General features: G+C 74.9%; 11 protein-coding genes. 5 read left to right on the forward strand and 6 right to left on the reverse strand.

Features of this window, described 5'->3' with window-relative positions:
* Nucleotides 1-45 precede the first annotated feature (45 nt).
* The 5 genes from Ae505Ps2_RS26420 (at nucleotide 46) to Ae505Ps2_RS26440 (ending at nucleotide 7,240) form a co-directional block, all read left to right on the forward strand.
* Nucleotides 46-699 (forward strand): pyridoxamine 5'-phosphate oxidase family protein, encoded by a 654-nt coding sequence (locus tag Ae505Ps2_RS26420; protein WP_075307688.1) that lies wholly within the window; start codon nucleotides 46-48, stop codon nucleotides 697-699.
* Between the two features lie 50 nt (nucleotides 700-749).
* The gene (locus Ae505Ps2_RS26425) at nucleotides 750-1,778 is read left to right on the forward strand and encodes a mechanosensitive ion channel family protein (protein ID WP_233147461.1); all 1,029 of its coding nucleotides are present in this window, start codon (nucleotides 750-752) and stop codon (nucleotides 1,776-1,778) included.
* A gap of 23 nt (nucleotides 1,779-1,801) precedes the next feature.
* Nucleotides 1,802-2,185 (forward strand): globin, encoded by a 384-nt coding sequence (locus Ae505Ps2_RS26430; RefSeq protein ID WP_020622424.1) that lies wholly within the window; start codon nucleotides 1,802-1,804, stop codon nucleotides 2,183-2,185.
* Between the two features lie 186 nt (nucleotides 2,186-2,371).
* Nucleotides 2,372-3,754 (forward strand): hypothetical protein, encoded by a 1,383-nt coding sequence (locus Ae505Ps2_RS26435; RefSeq protein ID WP_075554084.1) that lies wholly within the window; start codon nucleotides 2,372-2,374, stop codon nucleotides 3,752-3,754.
* A 36-nt stretch (nucleotides 3,755-3,790) separates the two neighbouring features.
* Nucleotides 3,791-7,240, forward strand: coding sequence for a hypothetical protein (locus Ae505Ps2_RS26440; RefSeq protein ID WP_075554085.1), 3,450 nt, complete (start codon nucleotides 3,791-3,793; stop codon nucleotides 7,238-7,240).
* A gap of 24 nt (nucleotides 7,241-7,264) precedes the next feature.
* On the opposite strand, the gene Ae505Ps2_RS26445 is transcribed toward Ae505Ps2_RS26440, so the two are convergent.
* From Ae505Ps2_RS26445 to Ae505Ps2_RS26470, 6 genes are all read right to left on the reverse strand, one after another.
* Nucleotides 7,265-7,909 (reverse strand): hypothetical protein, encoded by a 645-nt coding sequence (locus tag Ae505Ps2_RS26445; RefSeq protein ID WP_020628052.1) that lies wholly within the window; start codon nucleotides 7,907-7,909, stop codon nucleotides 7,265-7,267.
* Nucleotides 7,906-8,331 carry a thioesterase family protein gene (locus Ae505Ps2_RS26450; RefSeq protein WP_020628053.1) on the reverse strand — a complete coding sequence of 142 codons (426 nt, stop codon included), beginning with the start codon at nucleotides 8,329-8,331 and terminating at the stop codon, nucleotides 7,906-7,908. The genes Ae505Ps2_RS26445 and Ae505Ps2_RS26450 overlap by 4 nt, the downstream gene beginning before the upstream one ends.
* Nucleotides 8,332-8,339: 8 nt before the next feature.
* Nucleotides 8,340-13,178 (reverse strand): NAD-glutamate dehydrogenase, encoded by a 4,839-nt coding sequence (locus Ae505Ps2_RS26455; protein ID WP_075307694.1) that lies wholly within the window; start codon nucleotides 13,176-13,178, stop codon nucleotides 8,340-8,342.
* Nucleotides 13,179-13,299: 121 nt separating this feature from the next.
* Complete coding sequence (locus Ae505Ps2_RS26460; RefSeq protein ID WP_075554086.1) at nucleotides 13,300-17,532, reverse strand: hypothetical protein; 4,233 nt, start codon at nucleotides 17,530-17,532, stop codon at nucleotides 13,300-13,302.
* Between the two features lie 104 nt (nucleotides 17,533-17,636).
* The gene (gene ettA, locus Ae505Ps2_RS26465) at nucleotides 17,637-19,313 is read right to left on the reverse strand and encodes an energy-dependent translational throttle protein EttA (protein WP_075307698.1); all 1,677 of its coding nucleotides are present in this window, start codon (nucleotides 19,311-19,313) and stop codon (nucleotides 17,637-17,639) included.
* Nucleotides 19,314-19,337: 24 nt separating this feature from the next.
* Nucleotides 19,338-19,880 (reverse strand): single-stranded DNA-binding protein, encoded by a 543-nt coding sequence (locus Ae505Ps2_RS26470; RefSeq protein WP_075307700.1) that lies wholly within the window; start codon nucleotides 19,878-19,880, stop codon nucleotides 19,338-19,340.
* Nucleotides 19,881-20,844: the final 964 nt, after the last annotated feature.

A 20,844-nucleotide genomic window follows, 5' to 3' on the forward strand; every position in this document is an offset into this window, starting at 1 on the left:
AAGTGGCCGTTCCAGGATGCCACTGTCGCCGGTCATGCTCGGGGAGTGACGCTCTCCCCCACCACCCGCAGCACGCTGGGCCGCAAGCGCGACCGGGCCGCCGTCGACCGGGCCGACCTGCACGCGGTCCTCGACGACGGCCTCGTCGCCCACCTCGGCTTCGTCCGCGACGGCGCACCCGTCGTCCTCCCGACCGCCTACGGCCGCGACGGCGACACGCTGTTCCTGCACGGCTCGTCCGGGGCCCGCTACCTGACCGGGGACACGCTGTCCTGCTGCGTGACCGTGACCCACCTCGACGGCATCGTGCACGCCCGCGCACTGATGCACTTCTCGATGAACTACCGCAGCGCCGTCGTCCACGGCGACGCCCGCCGCGTCACCGGTGAGGACGAGCGTCTGCACGCACTGCGGGTGATCGTCGAGCACCTCGCCCCGGGCGCCTGGGACCACGCCCGCCGCCCGGACCGCCGGGAGCTGGCCGCCACCGCGGTGTTCGCCCTCGACCTGGCCGAGGCGAGCGTGAAGAGCCGCTCCGGGCCGCCGTCGGACGACGGCGCCGACGTGGCCGCCGGTCTCGCCTGGGCCGGCGTGGTGCCGCTGCGAACCGTCGCAGGGCCTCCGGAAACCGCCCCTGACCTGCAGGGACACCGGCCGGTTCCGGACCACGTGCGCGACCGCCGTCACACCGGAGGGTGACGTAGCCTCGAGGGCTCCGACGCAGCCCTCACCGCCCCCGAGGAGGACTCGTGACCCCCGACGTGCTGCCCGACATCCCTCTGCAGGACGTGTCGCTGATGCCCGACTGTGTCCAGGACGCGGGTTCGTGGTGCGCCACGCTCTACCGCTGGACCAGCAACGACTTCCTGGCCCAGCACGCGGACACCCTGGTCAGCAAGACCGTCGCGATCACCGTGATCGTCGTGGTCGCGGTGCTGTTCCGCTGGCTGGCGCACCGGGCGATCGGGCGGATGGTCGACGGCGCCACCAACGGCCGGTTCACCGTGTTGGTCGGCCGGGCCCGCCGGTTGCGGCCGGGCGGCCGTGGGGCCGCCGCCCCGGCGGACCCCGGCACCCAGCGACGGGCGCAGCGGGCACGCACGATCGGCTCGGTGCTGCGGTCGATCGTCTCGGCGGTGGTGCTGCTCGTCGCGGTGATGATGGTCATGAACGAGCTCGGCTACCCGCTGGGCCCGCTGCTGGCCGGCGCCGGGGTGATCGGGCTCGCCATCGGTTTCGGTGCGCAGAACCTGGTGCGCGACTTCCTGTCCGGCATGTTCATGCTGCTGGAGGACCAGTACGGCGTCGGTGACGTCGTGGACGTCGGGGAGGCCGTCGGCACCGTCGAGGCGGTCGGCCTGCGGATCACCACGATCCGCGACATCAAGGGCACCGTCTGGTACGTCCGCAACGGCGAGATCCTGCGTGTGGGCAACATGAGCCAGGGCTACGCGGTCGCGGTGGTCGACCTGCCGATCGCGCACCACGCCGACGTCGAGGAGGCCACCGAGCTGGCCGGGAGGACCGCCACCGAGCGCGCCGCCCAGGACGACATCGCCGGGGACGTGCTGGAGGTCCCCGAGGTGCTCGGCGTCGACAAGATCGGCCCGGAGGGCGTCACGCTGCGGATCACCGTGCGGGTCAGCCCGGGCCGGCAGTGGGCGGTGCAGCGCGCGCTCAACGGCGCGATCACCGACGCCTTCGACGACCACGGCATCCCCCGGCCGATGGTGTTCCCCGGCGCGGCCCTCGACGGCCCGGCCCAGAAGCAGAACTGACAGATCCTGGGAGACTGGTCGGCGTGAGTGCACCGCAGAACTTCTACGCCGAGGTGGGCGGCGCGCCGGTCTTCCACCGGATCGTCCACCGGTTCTACGAGGAGGTCGCCCGGGACGAGGTGTTGCGGCCGCTGTACCCGGAGGAGGACCTCGGCCCGGCCGAGGAGCGCCTGCGGCTGTTCCTGGAGCAGTACTGGGGCGGCCCGCGCACCTACTCCGACCAGCGCGGCCACCCCCGGCTCCGGATGCGGCACGTGCCGTTCAGGATCGGCCCGATCGAGCGCGACGCCTGGCTGCGCTGCATGCGGATCGCCGTCGACGAGGAGAACCTCTCCCCGGAGCACCGTGACCAGCTGTGGAACTACCTGCAGTACGCCGCGGCGAGCATGCAGAACTCCGAGTTCTGACCTCGGTAGGGGCATTACCACACAGCGTGATCATCTGCCCGTTCGTCCGACGGCCATTCGAGTGATGTTCGGACGCTTTCCGGGCTGACACACCGCCGAACGTGACCGAACGCGTCCGGGCTCGTTGGACGGATCGCCGCCGCGGCACGTCGGGCGGCTCGTAGTCACCCGTCTTGGGGGTTCATCGTGAGCGTCTCTCCCGCACCGTCCGGTCCGCATCGGCACGAGCCGGTCAACGGGTCGTCCAACGGGTCGTCGCGGCACGCGCACCCCGGCGGTGACGCCGGGGCCCACCCCGACCGCCACGACGGCGAGGACGGCTCGTGGTTCACCGTCGTGCTGCGCGGCTACGACCGTGGCGAGGTCGACAGCCGGCTGGCCGAGCTCGACCACCGCATCCACGACGAGATCCGCCGCGCGGACGCCGCCGAGCAGTCGCTGTCCGCGGCCCGTGCGCAGATCCGGCGACTGCAGGAGCAGCTGGAGAACGACTCCGCCGCCCGGGCCGGCGAGGACCGCCGCGCCGAGGAGGCCGGGTTCGGCCGGCGCGTCGAGCGCGTCCTGCAGGCCGCCGAGCAGGAGGCAGCCGAGCTACGCGGGCGCGCGGCCGACGAGGCCGCGGAGATCGTGGAACGCGCCCGCCGCGAGGCCGAGGACCGTCGTTCCCGCACCGAGGAGGCACTGCTCGGCCGCGCCGCCACCCTGGACCGCGAGTTCACCTCCCGCAGCAGCACCCTCGACGACCGCGAGCGCGACGCCGACCGCCGCGAGCGCGATCTCGCCGAGCGGGAGCGCACCGTGTCCGACCGGTTGTCCGACGTCCGCACCGAGGCCGAGCGCATCCTCGCCGACGCCCGTTCCGACGCCGAGCAGACGCTCTCCGCCGCGCGCGCCGAGGCCGCCGCGCTGCTGCGGGACGCCGAGCAGGGCGCCGGGGAGCGGCGGTCGGCGGTCGTGCGCGAGGTCGAGCGGCTCGCCGCGCTGCGCGACGACGTCCGTGACGAGCTGACCCGCGTGCAGCGCACCCTCGCCGAGGAGCTGGACCGTGAGCCGGTCTCGGCCGCCCTCGACGACGCCCTGTTCGGCCCGGCACCGCTCTCCCCGCCGGCCCTGCTCACGTCGTCGCTCTCGTCGTCGTTCCCGGGGCCGTCGTCGGTCTCGTCGTCCTCCCCGGCTTCGTCCGCGGCGTCGTCCTCGGACGGGGACCCGATCGCGTCGGTGTCGGAGCTGGGCTCCCGGTCACCGATCGACCCCGCCGACCCCCTCTCCGGGTCGGGCACCGACCACGGCACGGACCACGGCACCGACGACGACACCGACGACGAGGGCGCGCCCGTCACCGGCTCCCTGCTCCTCGGCCCCGGTCGCCGCCCGGCCGAGGAGGACGCCGACAGCACCACCGTCGGTCGCATCCCCCCGATCTCGCTCACCTCGATCGGGGTCCTCCCGTTCGGTGATCTCGGAACGGGCCGTGACCAGCCCCGGACCAGGACAGACGCCGCAGGCGGGACGACCCGGACGGGGCGGGGGGCGACCCGGGGTCCGGGCCCGGGACGACGCTCGCGATAATCGAATCGTTATGTGCACCCGACCGCCGCAGAACGCATGACGTCGGCGCCCGGTCACCCGGGCCCCGACGACCGCTCCCCCCGGCGTGCCGACGGCCCGCCGGGCCCCGATCCGAACCCCGACGGGCTCGGCGAGGCGATCCGGACCGGCCGCGTGCCGGTGGTCCCCGGCTCCCTGGTCGATCTGGTCATGCGGTCGGGTTCCGGGGAGGAACCGGAGCAGGAGGCCACGTCCGAGGACGACGGCGCCCGGCGCGAGCCGACCCCGACGGGCTTCACCGAACTGGTGTCCCGGGACGGCGGTCCCGCGCCCTCGGCACGTCCGACCCCGGGTCCGCGGCCCGCCGCCCCCGAACCGCCGTCGTATCCGGGTGACTACGCCGACCTCGGCGACCTCGGCGACGACCCGTTGGGCGTCGGGCCGCTGCCCGACGAACCCGGCGACGACGGTCTCGACCCCCTGCACACCCCGGCGGACCGCTTCGCGCCGCCGCCGTCGTTCGCGCCGGACTCACCGGACGGGCCGACGACGCCCGCGCCGGACGGCGCTCCGACGCCGCCCCGGCCCGCTCCGGTGGACGCTGCTCAGCCGGATCCCCGGCCCGGTCCGTCGGACTCCTCCCGGGCGGAGGACGCCCCGTCGGGTCCCGCGCCGGAGGCGGGGAGCCCCGTCACCGGGACGGGTGGGGACCGGCCGGACCCCGTCGCCACCCCGGCGGAGGGCGGCCGTCGCACCGACGCCGGCCCCGGGCCGGACGGTGTGCCGGTCACCGAGCCCGCACCGACCGTCGTCCCCCCGATCGCGCCCACCCCGCGGCCGCTCGGCGACGACGCCCGCCCCGCCGCGGGCCCCACCCCGAACCAGGACCCGACGCCGTCGCCCTCGGCCGGAGACAGCACGGGCTCCGGCGCCACCGGGTCCGACGACGAGGGCCGGGACACCGCGGAACAGCACACCGCGAAGCGGTGGCCGCCACGCCCGGCGCGCAGCAGCGCCGACGGCCCGGAGACCGACATCCTGCCCCCCGGCGCGCTGATCGGGCACTACCCGAACACGGGCTCCACCGACGGCCGGGCCGAGCAGCCGCCCGCGCGGCCCTCGACCCCACCGTCCGGGAGCCGTCCGACCATGCCCGGCCACCGGCCCCCCGCCCCCGCGGGCCCGGAGCGGCGTCAGGCGACCCGTCCGGCGATGGGTGGTGTCCCGTCCGGTCCGGCGATGGCCGGTCTGTCGGGCAACGACCTGTTCGCCACCGTCGGCGGCGACCCGGGCAGCGGCTTCGGCCGGCTCCCGAGCCGCGCCGACGACCCACAGGACTCCCGCACCGACGGCGCGGCCGCCACCCCCGACGCGGACCGCCCCTCCCCCGACGACTCCCCCGACGACGTCGACCGCGCCGACTCCCTCCGAGACGACTCCCTCCGAGACGACTCCGTCCGGGACGACTCCGTTGCCCGGGGCGACGTCCCGGGCCCGGCAGCCGCCGCGTTCTCCGGACCGCCCCGGACCGGGGCGTTCCCCGGCCTCGGCGCGGGTCCGGACGAGCGGCCCGGCGGAGAGGGCACCAACGGGTACCCGGACGGTCGGCCCGGCGGGCAGGGACAGCACGGGTACCCCGACGGTCGGCCCGGCGGGCCGGGCACCGGCACGTACCCGGCAGGCCGGCCGGAGCGACAGGGCGCCGGCATGTCCCCGACCGACCGCGCCGGTGGGCAGGGCACGGGCACGTACCCCGTCGGCCGACCGGGCGGGCAGGGCCCGGGGCCGTATCCGACCGACCGGCCCGGCGGCCCGGGGGCCGGTGGCCGCCCTGGCGGACCCGGTACCGCCGTCCCCCCGCCGCACGGGCCCGGCGCCCCCGGCACCGGCACGTTCCCCGCGGGCGGTGGCCCCCGGCCCGCCCCGCGCGACCCCGGTGCCCGTTCCTGGGCGCCCGCCCCCGACCGCCCCGGCCCAGCAGGACCGGACGGTCGGACCGCAGCGCGACCGGACCCCGCGTCCGACACTGCGTCCGGCTCCGCGTCCGACACTGCGTCCGACACCGAGACCACCGTGGTCCTGCGGGCCGTCGGCACCGACGACGAGCCGCCGACGCTGCGGGGCCTCGCCCCGGCCACCGGGCACCCGGACGCTCCGGCACCGGCGGACGGCACGGCCGGTCCGTCGGACCCGGACCAGCCGGACGCCGCGACGACCCGTCGCAACGCCGCCGCCGCGGCCTCGGTCGGGGCCGTCTCGGTGGCCGCCGCCCGCGCTGCGTCCGGCCGGGACGGCACGGTCGAGGACACCGGTGAGAGCACCGCGGTCCAGCCCGCGGCCGCGGAGGCCGCCGCCCACGCCGCGGCGACCGGGGACAAGCCGGTCACGCCGCGCCACGAGGCGATCATGTCGGCGAAGCCGCGCAACGGCCGTCGCAGCCCGTCCGCGGCCGGGCTCGCGATCGCGCTGGCGATCGTGCTCCTCGGCGCGCTGACCCTGTGGGCGATGCTGTCGCCCAGCACGTCCACCCCGGGTGCGAACGCGACCCGGCCGGCCGTCTCGGCCGGCCCGGGGACGGGGCCGCGGCCGGAGGTGGCCGCGGCAGGGACCAGCCTGGCGCAGCCGACGGTGCGGGCGACCGTGCAGGTCCCCGGCGCCCCGGTCGCCGTCGCGGCCGCCCCGGACGGCGCGACGGCGCTCGTCGCGGTCCGCGACGCGAACCGGCTCGCGGTCGTCGACACCGCGACCGACGCCGTCACCGGCGAGGTCGGGCTGCCGGCGGCGCCGCAGGGGCTGGTGACGTCCCCGGACGGCACCCGTGCCTACGTCAGCACCGGTGGGCCGGGTGGCGGGCAGGTCGCCGTCGTCGACGTGCCGGGGCGGACCGTCGTCGGCACGGCGGCCGTCGGCGGGGATCCCGGTGCGGCCTCGGTCTCCCCCGACGGCCGGTTCCTCTACGTGCCGTCGCGCACGGACGGCACCGTGCAGGAGCTCGACCCGAACGCGGGCACCGTGACCCGCACGGTGCCGGTGTCGCGCGACCCGTACGCCGGTGCCACGAACGCCGCGGGCGACCGCGTCTACCTCGCCACCCGCGGCGCCGACCAGCTCACCGTGCTCGACCCGGACAGTCTCACCGTCCTCGGCAGCTTCCCGGTGCGCGGCGGTGCCGAGTCCCTGGCCGTCAGCCCCGCATCGGTCCCGCGGACCATGGTCGCGGTCGGCGGGCCGGAGTCCGGGACCGTGATGGTCCTGGACCCCGCCGACGGGCGCGAGATCGCGACCGTGCAGGTCGACGGCGGCGCCACCGGCATGGCCTTCGCCCCCGACGGCCGTCACCTCTACGTCGCGACCCGGCAGGGTCTCGTCACCGTCGACACCGGGACCTGGCAGGTCACCGGCACCACCGACGTCACCCCGAACCCGACCGGGGTCGCCGTCGCCCCCGACGGCCGGACCGGCTGGGTCACCGGTGACGGCGCGGTCAGCGTCCTGAACCTGACCTGAGCCGGTCCCCGCGGCGGGAACGGTTCAGGGCGCCACCGACAGCGGCAGCGACACCACGCGCCGCTTCACCACCGCCCCGTACCGGGCGTCGAGCCGGATCCACGACCCGGAGGCGGAGACCCGTACCCGGGGGCCGTCGGTCTCCTGCGGTGCCGAGCCGAGGAACCCCATCCCGGACATCGCGAACAGCACCCGCATCGGCACCGTGACCGGGCGGCCCTGGTCCGGTGGGGACACCGTCAGCACCGTCTGGTCCAGCAGCGACGCCGGCGGGCCCATCGGGCCCGCGTGCTCCCGGGCCAGTGCCAGCCCCCGGTCGGCGAGCTCGTCGAGTTCCGCGGCAGGGACGTCGTCGACCCGGGACCAGCCGTCGTCGGGCGGGAGCTCGTCGAGCCACGGCGCTGGCGGGCCGGGGTCGACCGCGGCGGAGCGGTCGACGGCCAGCGCCGTCAGCAGCGTCGACGCCTGCGCGGTGACCGGCACCGCCGGGTCGAGCTCGCCCGCCACGGAGCGGGTCACGAGCACGTCGAACGGCGTGCGGGCCCACGCGGTGACCCGGCCGACACCCGCGGTGAGCCGGACGGCGGCGGTCTGGTCGAGCCGGACGACGCGGGCGGTGAACGCGCCGAGATCGTCCCGCTCGGTCGCGTCCGCAAGCCGCAGGGTCACGACACGTCTCCCAGGTGACGCTTCAGGAAGTCCCGCTCGTCGGCGGTGAGCCGGCGGACCCGGTTCGCCCCGAGGTCGTAGAGCGCCATCCGGGTCCACGCGGTGACCGCGACCGGGTCGTCCGCGCCGGGCCCGTCGTGCAGGGCGTAGTCGAGGACGAACGACGCCGCCCGCAGCTCCCGCACGGTGATCGCGCAGCGCAGCGGCTCGGGCCGCCACGGCAGCTGCCGCTTGTAGTCCACGTGCAGCCCGGCGACGAGCAGCCCGGAGGAGAACCCGGCGAGCCCCTCCCGCCCGGCGGCGGTGAACGCCAGCGCGACGCGGGCCTCCTCGATGAGCGTGACGATCCGGGCGTGGTTGACGTGCCGGTAGGCGTCCTGGTCGGTCCAGCGCAGCGGGACCTCGGCGACGAATGCGGTCACGAGCGCCCCTACCGGGCCAGCCCGCGCAGCTGACGCGAGATCACCGACAGCGTCGCGAGGTCCAGCGACGCCGACGCCCCGATCTCCTCCAGCGCGCTGCGCGCGCGCGACAGCTTCGAGGCGTTGGCCTGCTCCCACGCGGCGATGGCCTCGTCGACGTCGGTGCCGGGCGGGGTCTCGCGCAGCGCGTCGAGGGTGATCGAGCGCAGGGAACCGTAGAGGTCGTCGCGCAGCGCGAGCCGGGCCAGCGCGTGCCAGCGGTCACCGCGGTCGAGCCGGGACACCGCGGTCAGCGCCTGGTCGACCCCGAGGTGCTCGGACAGCGCGTAGTAGAGCCGGGCGACCTCGGCGCCGGGCCGCGGCTCGGCCTCCCGGTCGGACAGCTCGACGAGCTCGACCACGTCGAGCAGCCCGTAGGCGTAGAGCGACAGCGCCGCCGGGTCCACCATCTCCGCGGGGACTCCGCAGTCACGCAGCTCCGCGGCGCGGGCCTGCACGGCGTCGAGCTCGCGGCCCTGCAACAGCTCGGGCAGCTGGGCCCGCAGCTCGGCGATCGGCCCGGCGAACCGGTTGATCTCGGCGCCGACGGCCAGCGGCTGCGGTCGGTTGGTCAGGAACCAGCGCGACACGCGGTCCAGCAGCCGTCGCGACTGCAGGACGACACCGTCGGCGACGGCGACCGGGACGTCGGCCCGGCGGACCGCGTCCCACAGCGCGGGCAGCTCGAACACCCGGGTGGCGACGGTCCAGGCACGCACGACGTCGTCCGGCCCGGCGGAGATCTCCTCGCCGAGGCGGAACGCGTAGCTGATCCCGGCCCCGTCGACCATCTCGTTGACCAGCGAGGTGCCGATGATCTCCCGGCGCAGCGGGTGGTTGCGCACGGCGTGGGCGAAGCGCTCCCGCAGCGGGTGCGGGAAGTAGGCGGGCAGCGTGGGCGCGAACGCGGGCAGGTCGGGCAGGTCGGTCTGCAGCAGCCGGTGGGTCAGGTCCAGCTTGGTGTGGGCAAGCAGCGTCGACAGCTCGGGACCGGTGAGGCCGAGGCCGGCGGCGGCGAGCCGGGCGAACCCCGCCTCGTCGGGCAGCACCTCGAGAGTGCGGTCGAGCCCGGTGCGCTCGGCGAGGTCGGTGACCATCCGGGCGTGCACGGCGACCATGCCGGGCGCGTGTGCCCTGGCGACCCCGAGCACCTCGTTCTGCGCGACGTTGTCGGCGAGCACGAGCTCGGCCACCTCGTCGGTCATCGACGCGAGCAGCTCGTTGCGGGCGTCGCGGTCCAGGGTGCCGTCAGCGACCGGGCGGTCCAGCAGGATCTTGATGTTGACCTCGTGGTCGGAGCAGTCGACGCCCGCGGAGTTGTCGATGGCGTCGGTGTTGATCCGCCCGCCGAGACCGTCCGGGCCGCCGTGGCGGGCGAACTCGATCCGCCCGCGCTGGGTGAGCCCGAGGTTGCCGCCCTCGCCGACGACCCGCACCCGCAGGGCGCGGCCGTCCACCCGGATGGCGTCGTTGGCCTTGTCCCCCACCTCGGCGTCGGTCTCGCCGGACGCCTTGACGTAGGTGCCGATCCCGCCGTTCCACAGCAGGTCGGCGGGGGCGAGCAGGATCGCGTGGATCAGCTCGGGCGGGGACATCGCGGTGACCGTGTCGGCCAGCCCGAGCGCGGCGCGCATCGCCGGCCCGACCGGCACCGACTTCGCGGTCCGCGGCCACACCCCGCCGCCGGCGCTGATCAGGGAGGTGTCGTAGTCGGCCCAGGAGCTGCGGGGCAGCTCGAAGAGCCTGCGGCGCTCGGCGTAGGAGGTCGCGGCGTCCGGCGTCGGGTCGACGAAGACGTGCCGGTGGTCGAACGCGGCGACGAGCCGGATGTGGGGGGACAGCAGCATCCCGTTGCCGAACACGTCGCCGGACATGTCACCGATACCGACGACGGTGAACTCCTCGCGCTGGGTGTCGACGCCCAGCTCGCGGAAGTGCCGCTTGACCGACTCCCACGCCCCGCGGGCGGTGATGCCCATGGCCTTGTGGTCGTAGCCGACCGAGCCGCCGGAGGCGAACGCGTCGCCCAGCCAGAAGCCGTAGGACTCGGCGACGGAGTTGGCCAGGTCGGAGAACGTGGCGGTGCCCTTGTCCGCGGCGACGACGAGGTAGGAGTCGTCGCCGTCGTGGCGGACGACGTCGGTGGGCGGCAGCGTCTCGGTGGAGCCGTCGGCGCGGGTCAGCAGGTTGTCGGTGACGTCGAGCAGCCCGGAGATGAAGGTCCGGTAGCAGTCCCGGACGTGCTCGGGTGCCGGTGCGGGCCAGCGCACGACGAACCCGCCCTTCGCCCCGACCGGGACGATGACGGCGTTCTTCACCGCCTGGGCCTTGACCAGGCCCAGCACCTCGGTGCGGTAGTCCTGCTGGCGGTCGGAGAAGCGCAGGCCGCCCCGGGCGACCGGGCCGAACCGCAGGTGCACGCCCTCCACCGCGGGCGAGTACACGAAGATCTCGAACCGCGGACGCGGCAGCGGCATGTCCGGCACGGCGGCCGGGTCCAGCTTGAAGGAGAAGAACGGGCGACCCCGGAACCAGTTGGTCCGCAGCGTCGCCTCGATGACGGCGAGCAGGCCCCGCAGGATGCGGTCGGCGTCGAGACCGGACACCTCGTCGATCAGGGTGGTGACGTTCTCCAGGGCCCGCTGGTGGGCGGCCTGGCGCTCGTCGGGGTCGGCGGTGGCCGGGTCGAACCGGGCCCGGAACAGGGTGATCAGCCCCTGGGCGACCTGCGGGTGCGCGACCAGGACCCCGGCCGTGTACTGGAGCGTGAACAGCCCTCCGAGCTGGCGGGTGTAGCGGCTGTAGGCCCGCAGGACGGCGGCCTCGCGCCAGTGCAGACCGGCCCGCAGGACGAGCGCGGAGAACCGGTCGGACTCGGCGTCGCCCCGCCAGGCGGCGGCGAACGCCTCCTCGAAGCGCCGACCGGCGTCCTCGACGGTGACCGTCGGGACCGCGGGCGCACCGGCGGGCTGCGGGGGCCGGAGCCCGAAGTCGTAGAGCCAGCAGCGACGGCCGTCGGGGCGGCGGAACTCGTAGGGCCGTTCGTCGACGACCTCGACGTCGAGCTGCTGCAGCAGCGGCAGCACTCCGGTGAGGGTGACCGGGTCGTCGCCGACGTAGAGCGCGAACCGGATGTCGCCCTCGACGCTGCGGTAGAGACGCAGGTCGAAGGCGTCCTCGCCCTTCTCCCCCAGCGTCATCAGCCGGCGCAGGTCCTCGACGGCCCGCAGCGGGGTCACCGTGGCCTTGTAGGACTCGGGGACGCCGGCGAGCATCGGGCGGGCAGCGGGCCCGGCGTCGCCGAGCGCGGCGACGAGCAGGTCGTCCCAGGTCCGGGTCGCCTCGGCGACGTGGTCCTGCAGCTCGGCCAGGTCCACCGTGGGCGCTTCGGCGCCGGGGTCGGTGGTGATCGTCAGGTGCAGCAGCGCCAGCTCGGCGTCGCCGACCTGGGCGGTGTAGCTGACGTCGGTGCCGCCGAGCCGGGTGCGCAGGATGTCGGTGATCTTGAGCCGGGTCGCGGTCGTGTAGCGGTCGCGCGGCAGGTAGACCAAGCAGGACAGGAAGCGTCGGTACGGGTCGGGGTGCACGAACAGGCGCACCGCGCGGCGGGCGCCCGCCTCCAGCACACCGACCGCGGTGTCGTGCAGGCGTTCCTGCGACGAGGTGAACAGCTCCGCGCGGGGCAGCTGGGAGAACACCTCGAGCATCTGCTGCCCGGAGTAGGAGTCGGCCGGGAAGCCCGCGCGCCGGATCGCGCCGCGGATGCGCCGGGCGACGACGGGGATGTCCAGGACGGACTCGTGCCGGGCCGGCACGGTCAGCATCCCGAGGAAGCGGTGCTCGCCGGTGACGGTCCCGTCGGCGTCCCGGGTGCGGACGCCCACGTAGTACGGGTGCACCGCGCGCAGGACCCGGCTGCGCTCGCTGGCGCGGGTGAACAGCAGCAGGCCCGCGGGGTCGGCGGCGCCGGTCTCCTCGGGGAGGAAGACGTTCGCGCCGGCGTCGCCGGGGCGCAGCACACCCAGGCCGGTGTCGGTGTCGGGCCGCAGCTGCCCTTCCGGGCCGCCCTCGCCGTCGGTGCGCCGCGAGTAGTGGCGGTAGCCGACGAACACGAAGTGGTCGTCGACGAGCCAACGCAGCAGGTCGGCGACCTCGGCCGGGTGCACGTCGTCCTCGTCGGCCTCGACGGCCGTGGCGGCACCGGCACCCGAGAGGTCGTCGGCGAGTGCACGGGCGCGCAGGGTCATCGCGGCGGTGTCGTCGACGACCTGCCGGACCGCGGCGAGGGTGCGCTCCAGCTCGGCGTGCAGTGCGTCCGGGTCGAGATCCCCGGAGGACACGACGTCGACGTGCATCCACGACTCGACCGAGGCCCCCTCGGTGGGGTCGGTCGGGTCGGCGTCGGTGTCGACGCCGGTCAGCGTGCCGTCGTCGGCGCGGTGCACGACCAGGATCGGGTGCACGACGCGCCGCGCGGTGCCTCCGGCCCGGCCGATCCCGGCGAGCACCGACTCGACGATGTAGGGCATGTCGTCGGTGACGATGTCGACCGTCACGGCGTCGCCCCCGCCGGTGGTCACCCGGACGGCGGCCCGGCCGGGTTCGCGGTGCGCGCCGAGCCCGAGGTGGGTGTCGACGACGGTCGCCGGGCCGGGCAGCTCCGTGCCGCCGGCCGTGTCGGTCTCGGGCGTGTGCCGGGCGTAGAGACGGACGAGGTCCGCGGCGGCACCGCTCCCGGGGCGGGGATCACCGCCCGGCCCGTCGGTGCTCGTGGTGTTCCCGGTCTGCCCCGTCGTACCGCTGCTCACGATCCACTCCGGCCCCGTGCGTGTGCTGACGGCAGTCACCCTATCCCGCGGTACCGACGCCACCGGCGGACCGCCGACGGCCGCGCTCGCGACGACCGGGCGAACGGTTCCCCGCGTCCGGTCAGATCTCGCGGTAGGCCGCGAGAGCCCCGGCGAGGAGATCGGCGAGGCCCATGTCCTCGGGGATCGCGGCGGGCTCGGACGGGGCAGGTGTCGCCGAGGCGCCCGGCGTCTCGTCCGTCGATGACGACGTCGTCTCCGGGCGTTCTGTCGTTTCCGGCCGCTCGGTCGTCCCCGAGTGCTCCGTCGTCCCCGGATACTCCGTCGTCCCCGGACGCTCGGTCGTCCCCGGCTCCGTCGCACCCGTGTGTTCGGCTCTCGCGGATGGCGCGTCGTCCGAGGTCGCGGGGGTGCCCGCCTCGCCGTGCTGCGGCTCGGTCGCCGGACGGTTCGCGGTGGTGGATCCGTTCGCGGTGCCCGGGCCGTTCACGGGGGTCGGTCCGCTCGTGGCGGACGGTCCGCTCGTGGCGGCGCCGTCGTCGGTCCCCGGAGCGACGACGGCCGGCGTACCCCGCACGACGGTCGGTCCGGCCGCGGTACGCAGTGTCCAGGTCCCCGCGCCGCTCCCGTCGGGCTTCCCGGACGCACCGTGCGCAGCGCTGTCGTTCCGGTGGCCACCGCCCCGGACGGAGGTGGTCCCGTTCCCGTCGAACAGTCCTGCGGTCCCGTCGTGTCCGTCGTCGGTCGGCGGAGTGACATCCCGCTCACGACGACGGGGCAGCGCGGACTCTCCCGCCCCGTCGTCGACCCCGGACCACCGCACCGGCAGTCCGGAACGTTCCCGGGCCGGGCCGTCGTGCCGGGAGGCGGCGCCGTCCGTCCCGGGGAGGTCGAGGTGGGCCCGCACGGCCTCGGCGAGGCGCCGGTCCGGTTCCGGGGGCAGCGCGAACCGGGTGTCCAGCGGGTCCGGTGCCGACGTGCGGTCCACCGGAGCGGAACCGCCCCACACCTGCGACGTCGTGGTGCTCTCCGGGTCGGTGGAGTCCGTGCCCGCCGCACCGCGGTCGGACGGGGCCCGGACGGCGTCGTCCCCGGCAGAGGGGCGCGGCTCCGCGGTGCTCCCGGAGGCGCGGTCCCGGCCACCGGGGCCGGGGCCGGCCAGGTCCCGGGCGGTCCGGTCGGGGGGCGTCGGGCTCCCGACGGGTCCGTCGGAGCGCCGCCGCCCGCCGCTCCCGGGCCGGACGGTGAGACCGACAGCGCTCAACGACCTCGCCGCGTCACCACCGGCCCGTCGACGCCCACCCCGGCCCGCGCCTCCGCCGGTCAGGTCCAGCGGTGTGGCCAGTGCCGGCCCGGCGACCGGCTCCGGGGCCGACGACCCACCGCCGTCCGACCGGTCCGCCTCGGCGTTCCGTGTCGTGCCGGAGTGTCCGTCGGCCCGGTCGCGTACCGAGGAGGCCTCGGGGAGGGGCGCCGGTGTGTCCGGCCCGGTCAGCTCGGTGACGATCTCCTCGCCCTCGACACCGTGCGGGCCGACGGCCTGCATCCGCAGGGACGCCCCCGCCGGCAGCCCGCCCCGGCGCACGCGGGCGCCGAGGTGCGTCGCGAGCGACCGTGCCCAGAGCAGGACGGTGACGTGGTCGACGTCGGGCAGGATGACCCGCACCGTGTCGTCGTCGCGACGCGTGGTCCCCGACGGCGGGACCAGCCGGCGGGTCCGGACGACCACGTCGTGCAGGGCCCCCACCGCCGCCGTGCCGGTGATCGTCTCGAGATCGCCGTCGACCAGGTCGAGGACGATCGACCGCTCCGCCGGACCCGGTGGCCCGGTCGGGGTCGCAGGGGCGGCCGGGGTCGCAGCCCGACCCGTCTCCGGAGCACGGCCCCCAGCGCGCCCGCTCCCCTGATCGGTGCGCGTGCCGGTGTCGGCGGGGGGCGGCTCGGGCGCCGCCCGATCGGCGACGACGGTCGGCTCCGGAACGGGAGATCCGTTCCGGTGGTCGCCGGCGCGGCCTGGGTCGTCCGCGCGATCCGCGCCGTGGTCCTCGCCGGACCGGTGGGCCCCGTTGCGTCGTGTTCCGTTCCGTCGTCCGGACTCGGCCGGGACGTGGGACCCGTTGCGGGGCGCGGCGGGAGGCGGCTCGGGGGTACGCCACTCGGCCAGGAGGGCATCGGCGAGCGGTGAGCCACCTGCCGCGTCGGGGGTCCACGACGGACCGGTCCACGAGGGATCCCGAGGTGCCGTCGACGCCGGCTCGTCCGTGAGGAGACCGGAGATACCCAGCGGGTCGGCGGGGTCGATGCCCGTGGGTCGTTCGCGGCCGCTGCTCGTGGTGCCGTCGACCCCACGGTCGGCTGCCCCGGCTGCCTCCGCAGGGCCCGCAGGGTCGGGTCCGGTCGCCTCCGTGGTGCTCGTCGTGTCCGGACGGGCTGTCCCCGGGCGCCCGGTGGTGTTCGGCGGGCCGACCGTCTCCGCGGGGTCCGTGGTGTCCGGCGCGGCAGCCGTCTCCGCGGGGCCCGTCGTGTCCGCGAGACCCGTCGTGTCCCCGGGGATCGTCGTGTCCGGGATCGTCGTGTCCGGCGCACCGGTCGCCGACGACGTACCTGGTGCGACGCCGGCGTCGCCGGTACCGCGACCGTTCCGGTTCGCGCCGGCGGACCGGTCCACGGTGCGGTCGTCGCGTGACGGATCGGCAGGTCCGGCATCGTTCGCCGTGCCGGGGCCCAGGAGCAGGCTCGCCGAGGGCGCCCAGCGCAGCGGGAAGCGTCCGGGCAGGTCGTTCGCCGGACGGCCGTTCGCATCCCCGGGTCCCGCGGCGTCGTCGTTCCCGGGCCGGGCCGGCCGGCCGTCCCTGGCCCCGCCCGAACGGTCGTCCCTGCTCGGCGTGCCGGTGGAGCGGTCCTCCCCGGGCCGGTCGCCGGCAGGACGGCCGCGGTCGGACTCGGTGGGTCCGGTTCCGGCGGGTCGGTCGGTCCCGACCCACGCACCGACCGGTTGGTCCCCGACCGGCGTCCCGGTGGACCGGTCGTCCCCGGCCCGCTCGTCCCTTCCGGACGGCGACACGGCCCTGCCGGAGCCGGTCCCGGCGAGACCGCTCTCCGACGCACCGCGACCGGCGTCCTCCCGGGCCCCGGCACCGGGCCCACCGCTCGGGGCCCCGGCGACGGTGCCTCCGGTGGCAGCCGGACGCTCCGCGGATGCGGCTGGCACTCCGCCCGTGCGCGGGAACGGGGTGGGCCGCTCGGCGGTGGTGAGGACGTCCGCGAGCGGCAGCAACGCCGCCATCGCGGCGCGGAAGCGCGTGCCGCGGTCGCGATCGATCTGGTCGGCCTCCATCGCGGCCCGCATCGCCTCGAGGGCATCGCGGTACCGGCCCGAGCCCTCGTGCAGCTCGGACTGGGCGGTACGGCAGGCCGCGACCAGCGCGGGGACGCCCGCCTGTTCGGCGCCGTCAGCGGCCTCCACCAGGGCGCGGGCGGCGTGGTCCGCACGGCACGCCTGCACCCGGGCGAGCGTGAGCCGCAGCAGGACGCCCTGACGGCCGGCGTCCGCGGCATCGCGCTGTGCGGCGGCCGCGGCGACCGCATCGGCCGGGACGTGTCCGGAGTCGAGCAGTGCAGTGATCCATTGGCTGAGCAGCGCCGCGGCGAGGTGGGTCGACAGGGGGCGGGCCCCGGGCCGTTCCGGCGTCCAGCCGAGCTGGGCCAGGCCGCGCAGCGCGCGGTCGACGGCGGCGTCGTGTTCGCGCCGCGCCCGGTGGACCGATCCGACGACGAGGTCCGCGTACGCCGCGGGCTCACCACCGAAGCCGGACCCGCAGGAGTCGACGTCGCTGCGCAGCCGCTCGAGTTCGGCGGCGGAGGCCCCGGCCAGTGCGCAGCGCACCTCGACCGCGAGCCGGTCGAGGCGTAGCAGCCCCGGGTCCTCGCCCGGTGCGTCGTCCGGCAGTCCGACGACGAGTGCCCGAGCCGCCTCGAGCTCACCGTCGGCCTGGGCGACCCCCGCCAGTTCCACCCGCAGACGAGCGCCCTCGGGGCGGGTGAGCACCTCGGTACCGGGCGCGCGGAGCGGGACCGGGACCGGGACCGTGGTGTCACCCGCGGTGACGTGACCGGTCACCCCGGCGACGACGGCGGTGGCGACGTCACGGGCGTCCCCGCCGGCGGCGTGACCGTCGAGCAGCCAGCCCGCAGCCTGGAGCCAGCGCAGATCGTCACCGTCTGCGCCGGCTCGCCCGCACGCCTGCTCGGCCAGCTCCGCGGTGAGCAGCGGCCGCTGCCAGCGCAGGGCCGCCGCTGTGCGCAGCTCGGCCGTCGTCGCGCCGGCGGCCCGACCTCCCAGGTCGAACGTCACATCACCTCCCGTGAGTGACACCACCGTCCGGACCTCCCGGCGAGCCGGTCACCCGTCTCCGGGGACCGGACCGACCGGATGGCGAGGTCCGGACCGGGCGGTGATCAGTCGCGGGTGAGCTTACGGTGGGTGACCCGGTGCGGTCGCGCCGCCTCCGCGCCGAGCCGCTCCACCTTGTTCTTCTCGTAGGCCTCGAAGTTGCCCTCGAACCAGAACCACGCGGCCGGGTTCTCGTCGGTGCCCTCCCACGCCAGGATGTGCGTGCAGGTCCGGTCGAGGAACCAGCGGTCGTGGGAGATGACCACGGCGCAGCCGGGGAACTGCTCGAGCGCGTTCTCCAGCGAACCGAGGGTCTCGACGTCCAGGTCGTTCGTCGGCTCGTCGAGCAGGATCAGGTTGCCGCCCTGCTTGAGCGTCAGCGCCAGGTTGAGCCGGTTGCGCTCACCGCCGGACAGGACCCCGGCCGGCTTCTGCTGGTCCGGGCCCTTGAACCCGAACGCAGCGACGTAGGCGCGCGACGGCATCTCGGTGTTGCCGACCTGGATGTAGTCGAGTCCGTCGGAGACGACCTCGAAGACGGTCTTCTTCGGGTCGATGCCGCCGCGGTTCTGGTCGACGTAGGACAGCTTGACCGTGTCGCCGATCTTGACCTCGCCGGAGTCCGGGTGCTCCAGCCCGACGATCGTCTTGAACAGCGTCGTCTTGCCGACACCGTTCGGACCGATCACACCGACGATGCCGTTGCGCGGCAGCGTGAAGGAGAGGTCCTTGATCAGCTGGCGGCCGTCGAAGCCCTTGTCGAGGTGGGAGGCCTCGACGACCTGGCTGCCCAGACGCGGGCCCGGCGGGATCTGGATCTCCTCGAAGTCGAGCTTCTTGTGCCGCTCGGCCTCGGTCGCCATCTCCTCGTAGCGGTCGAGCCGCGAGCGGCTCTTCGCCTGACGCGCCTTCGGGTTGGAGCGGACCCAGGCCAGCTCCTCCTTCAGCCGCTTCTGGAGCTTCGCGTCCTTCTTGCCCTGGACGGCGAGACGCTCGGCCTTCTTCTCCAGGTAGGTGGAGTAGTTGCCCTCGTAGGGGAAAGTGCGTCCCCGGTCGAGCTCGAGGATCCAGCCCGCGACGTTGTCCAGGAAGTACCGGTCGTGGGTGACCGCGAGGACGGCGCCCGGGTAGCTCGCGAGGAACTGCTCGAGCCACAGGACACTCTCGGCGTCGAGGTGGTTGGTGGGCTCGTCGAGCAGGAGAAGGTCGGGCTGGGACAGCAGCAGCTTGCACAGCGCGACGCGCCGGCGCTCACCACCGGAGAGGTGGGTGACCTGGGCGTCCCCGGGCGGGCAACGCAGCGCGTCCATCGCCTGCTCGAGCTGGGAGTCGATCTCCCACGCGTCGGCGTGGTCGAGCTCCTCCTGGAGCTGGCCCATCTCCTCCATCAGCTCGTCGGTGTAGTTGGTCGCCATCTCCTCGGCGATCGCGTTGTACCGGTCGAGCTTGACCTTCACGTCGCCGAGGCCCTCCTCGACGTTCCCGAGGACGGTCTTCTCCTCGTTGAGCGGGGGCTCCTGCTGGAGGATGCCGACCGTCGCGCCGGGCTTGAGGAACGCGTCGCCGTTGTTCGGGTTCTCCAGCCCTGCCATGATCTTGAGGACGGTCGACTTCCCGGCCCCGTTGGGGCCCACGACACCGATCTTCGCCCCCGGCAGGAAGCTGATCGACGCGTTCTCCAGGATGACCTTGTCGCCGTGCGCCTTACGCACGTTCCGCATCGTGTAAATCAGATCCGCCACGATGCGATGGTAGATCGGGCCGGCTCAGCCGCTCGAGGCCGGTGCGGTCGTCAGCCGCGCGAGCTCCTCGACCTCCGCACTCTCTGCCTCGTCCGGCTCGTCGTCGTACCCGTCGTGGTCCGGCGCCTCGGTCGGCGGGACTCCCCACCGGGAGACGGCATCGTCGGCGTCGCGGACCGACGGAACCGACGGACCTGAGTGCACCGACGGACGCGGCGCGACGGCCGCCGGGGAGAAGCGGATGTCGAGCCCGACGCTCGACGGCTCGATCCGGATGCTCTGCCGCACGTCGCCCTCCCGGCCCGTCCACTCCTCGACGTACATCCGGCCGATGACAATGACGCGGTGCCCCTTCTCGAAGGTCCGTACCGCGTGCTCTGCCAGGGTCCGCCAGCACGTCACCGTGTAGTAGGTGCAGGTGACGTCGCGCCACTGCTCGGTCATCGGGTCCTTGCGTCGGTGGTTCACCGCGACCATCAGGTCCGTGACCGGGATGTTGTTCGCGGTGTAGCGCAGGACGGGGGTGCGGGTCAGGTTGCCGACGATGGTGGCGGTGTTGTCGCTCATCGGATCCTCCGGAGCTCTCGGGTGCGTTGTCCCCATGAGCTTCACCCGCCCACGCCCCGTCGACGGGGTCGCTTCGCTGTCTGTGGACAACTGCGCCCATTGGGGATGAGTGGCCATCCCATCTGGACGGAGCCACGGAGATTGTCGGGCCGCTGTGCCTGCCCTGGCCTCTCGCCTACCCCGACGTGTCCAGCGTGGTGGCCGACACTCCCGTGAGCAGCGACGACGACAGCCGCACGGAATCCTCACGTCGCGGATCTCCGATGGGCCTGGATGCACGCAGGACCCTCTGCCCAGCGGAGCGGGCACCGTCGCGCGTCCACCACCCTCATGATCCGGTCACGCCGGACGAGGGCCACTGTCCGCACAGAACTGAGATGCCGGGGGGTCAGCGGGGTTCCCGGTGCGATCGTCAGTAGAGCGCTGACGAGGCACGTCACGGAGATGCGCTACGACCGGCCCCGGTGGTGGCCCCGCGGTGGAGCATGCGACCACCAGGGATCGATCACCGGTTCACGGACATGGCCGGCAGCGCGGCAGGACCTACTGCGCCCACGCTGATCTCCGGACCACCGTGCCGCGACCACACTTGGCCTGGAAAGCGTGCGGGCCTGGCCGACGGCTCCTCGTGTGTCGACGACGCCGTGGGTGCCGATCTCTGAGGGCTTTGGTGGCTGGTGTTGCCGCCGGGGGTGGCTGGTGTTGCTGCCGGCGGTTGTTCTCGGCCGACTGGGTGCCTCACAAGCGAGACTCCGCCTGTGTGTGCCTTATTGGCCCTGGCGTGCTCTCTCGCCGGTGGTGGAGAGTCGCGGGCTAGCCGGTGGTGCAGGGTCACGTCTTATCGATGGTGCAGAGTCGGGTGCCGAGCAGCGTCATCGGTGGAGCAGCGTCATCGGTGGAGCAGCGTCATCGGTGGAGCAGCGTCATCGGTGGACCGGGGGTCGCCGTGGCCCCGGCCCCGGGC

This window comes from Pseudonocardia sp. Ae505_Ps2 (genome assembly GCF_001932425.1).
Lineage (GTDB): Bacteria > Actinomycetota > Actinomycetes > Mycobacteriales > Pseudonocardiaceae > Pseudonocardia.

Bases quoted from the DNA above. Each gene is read 5' to 3' on its own strand.
- Ae505Ps2_RS26440 (WP_075554085.1), top strand. From the start codon at position 3,791: ATGACGTCGGCGCCCGGTCACCCGGGCCCCGACGACCGCTCCCCCCGG.
- Ae505Ps2_RS26470 (WP_075307700.1), bottom strand. From the start codon at position 19,880: ATGAGCGACAACACCGCCACCATCGTCGGCAACCTGACCCGCACCCCC.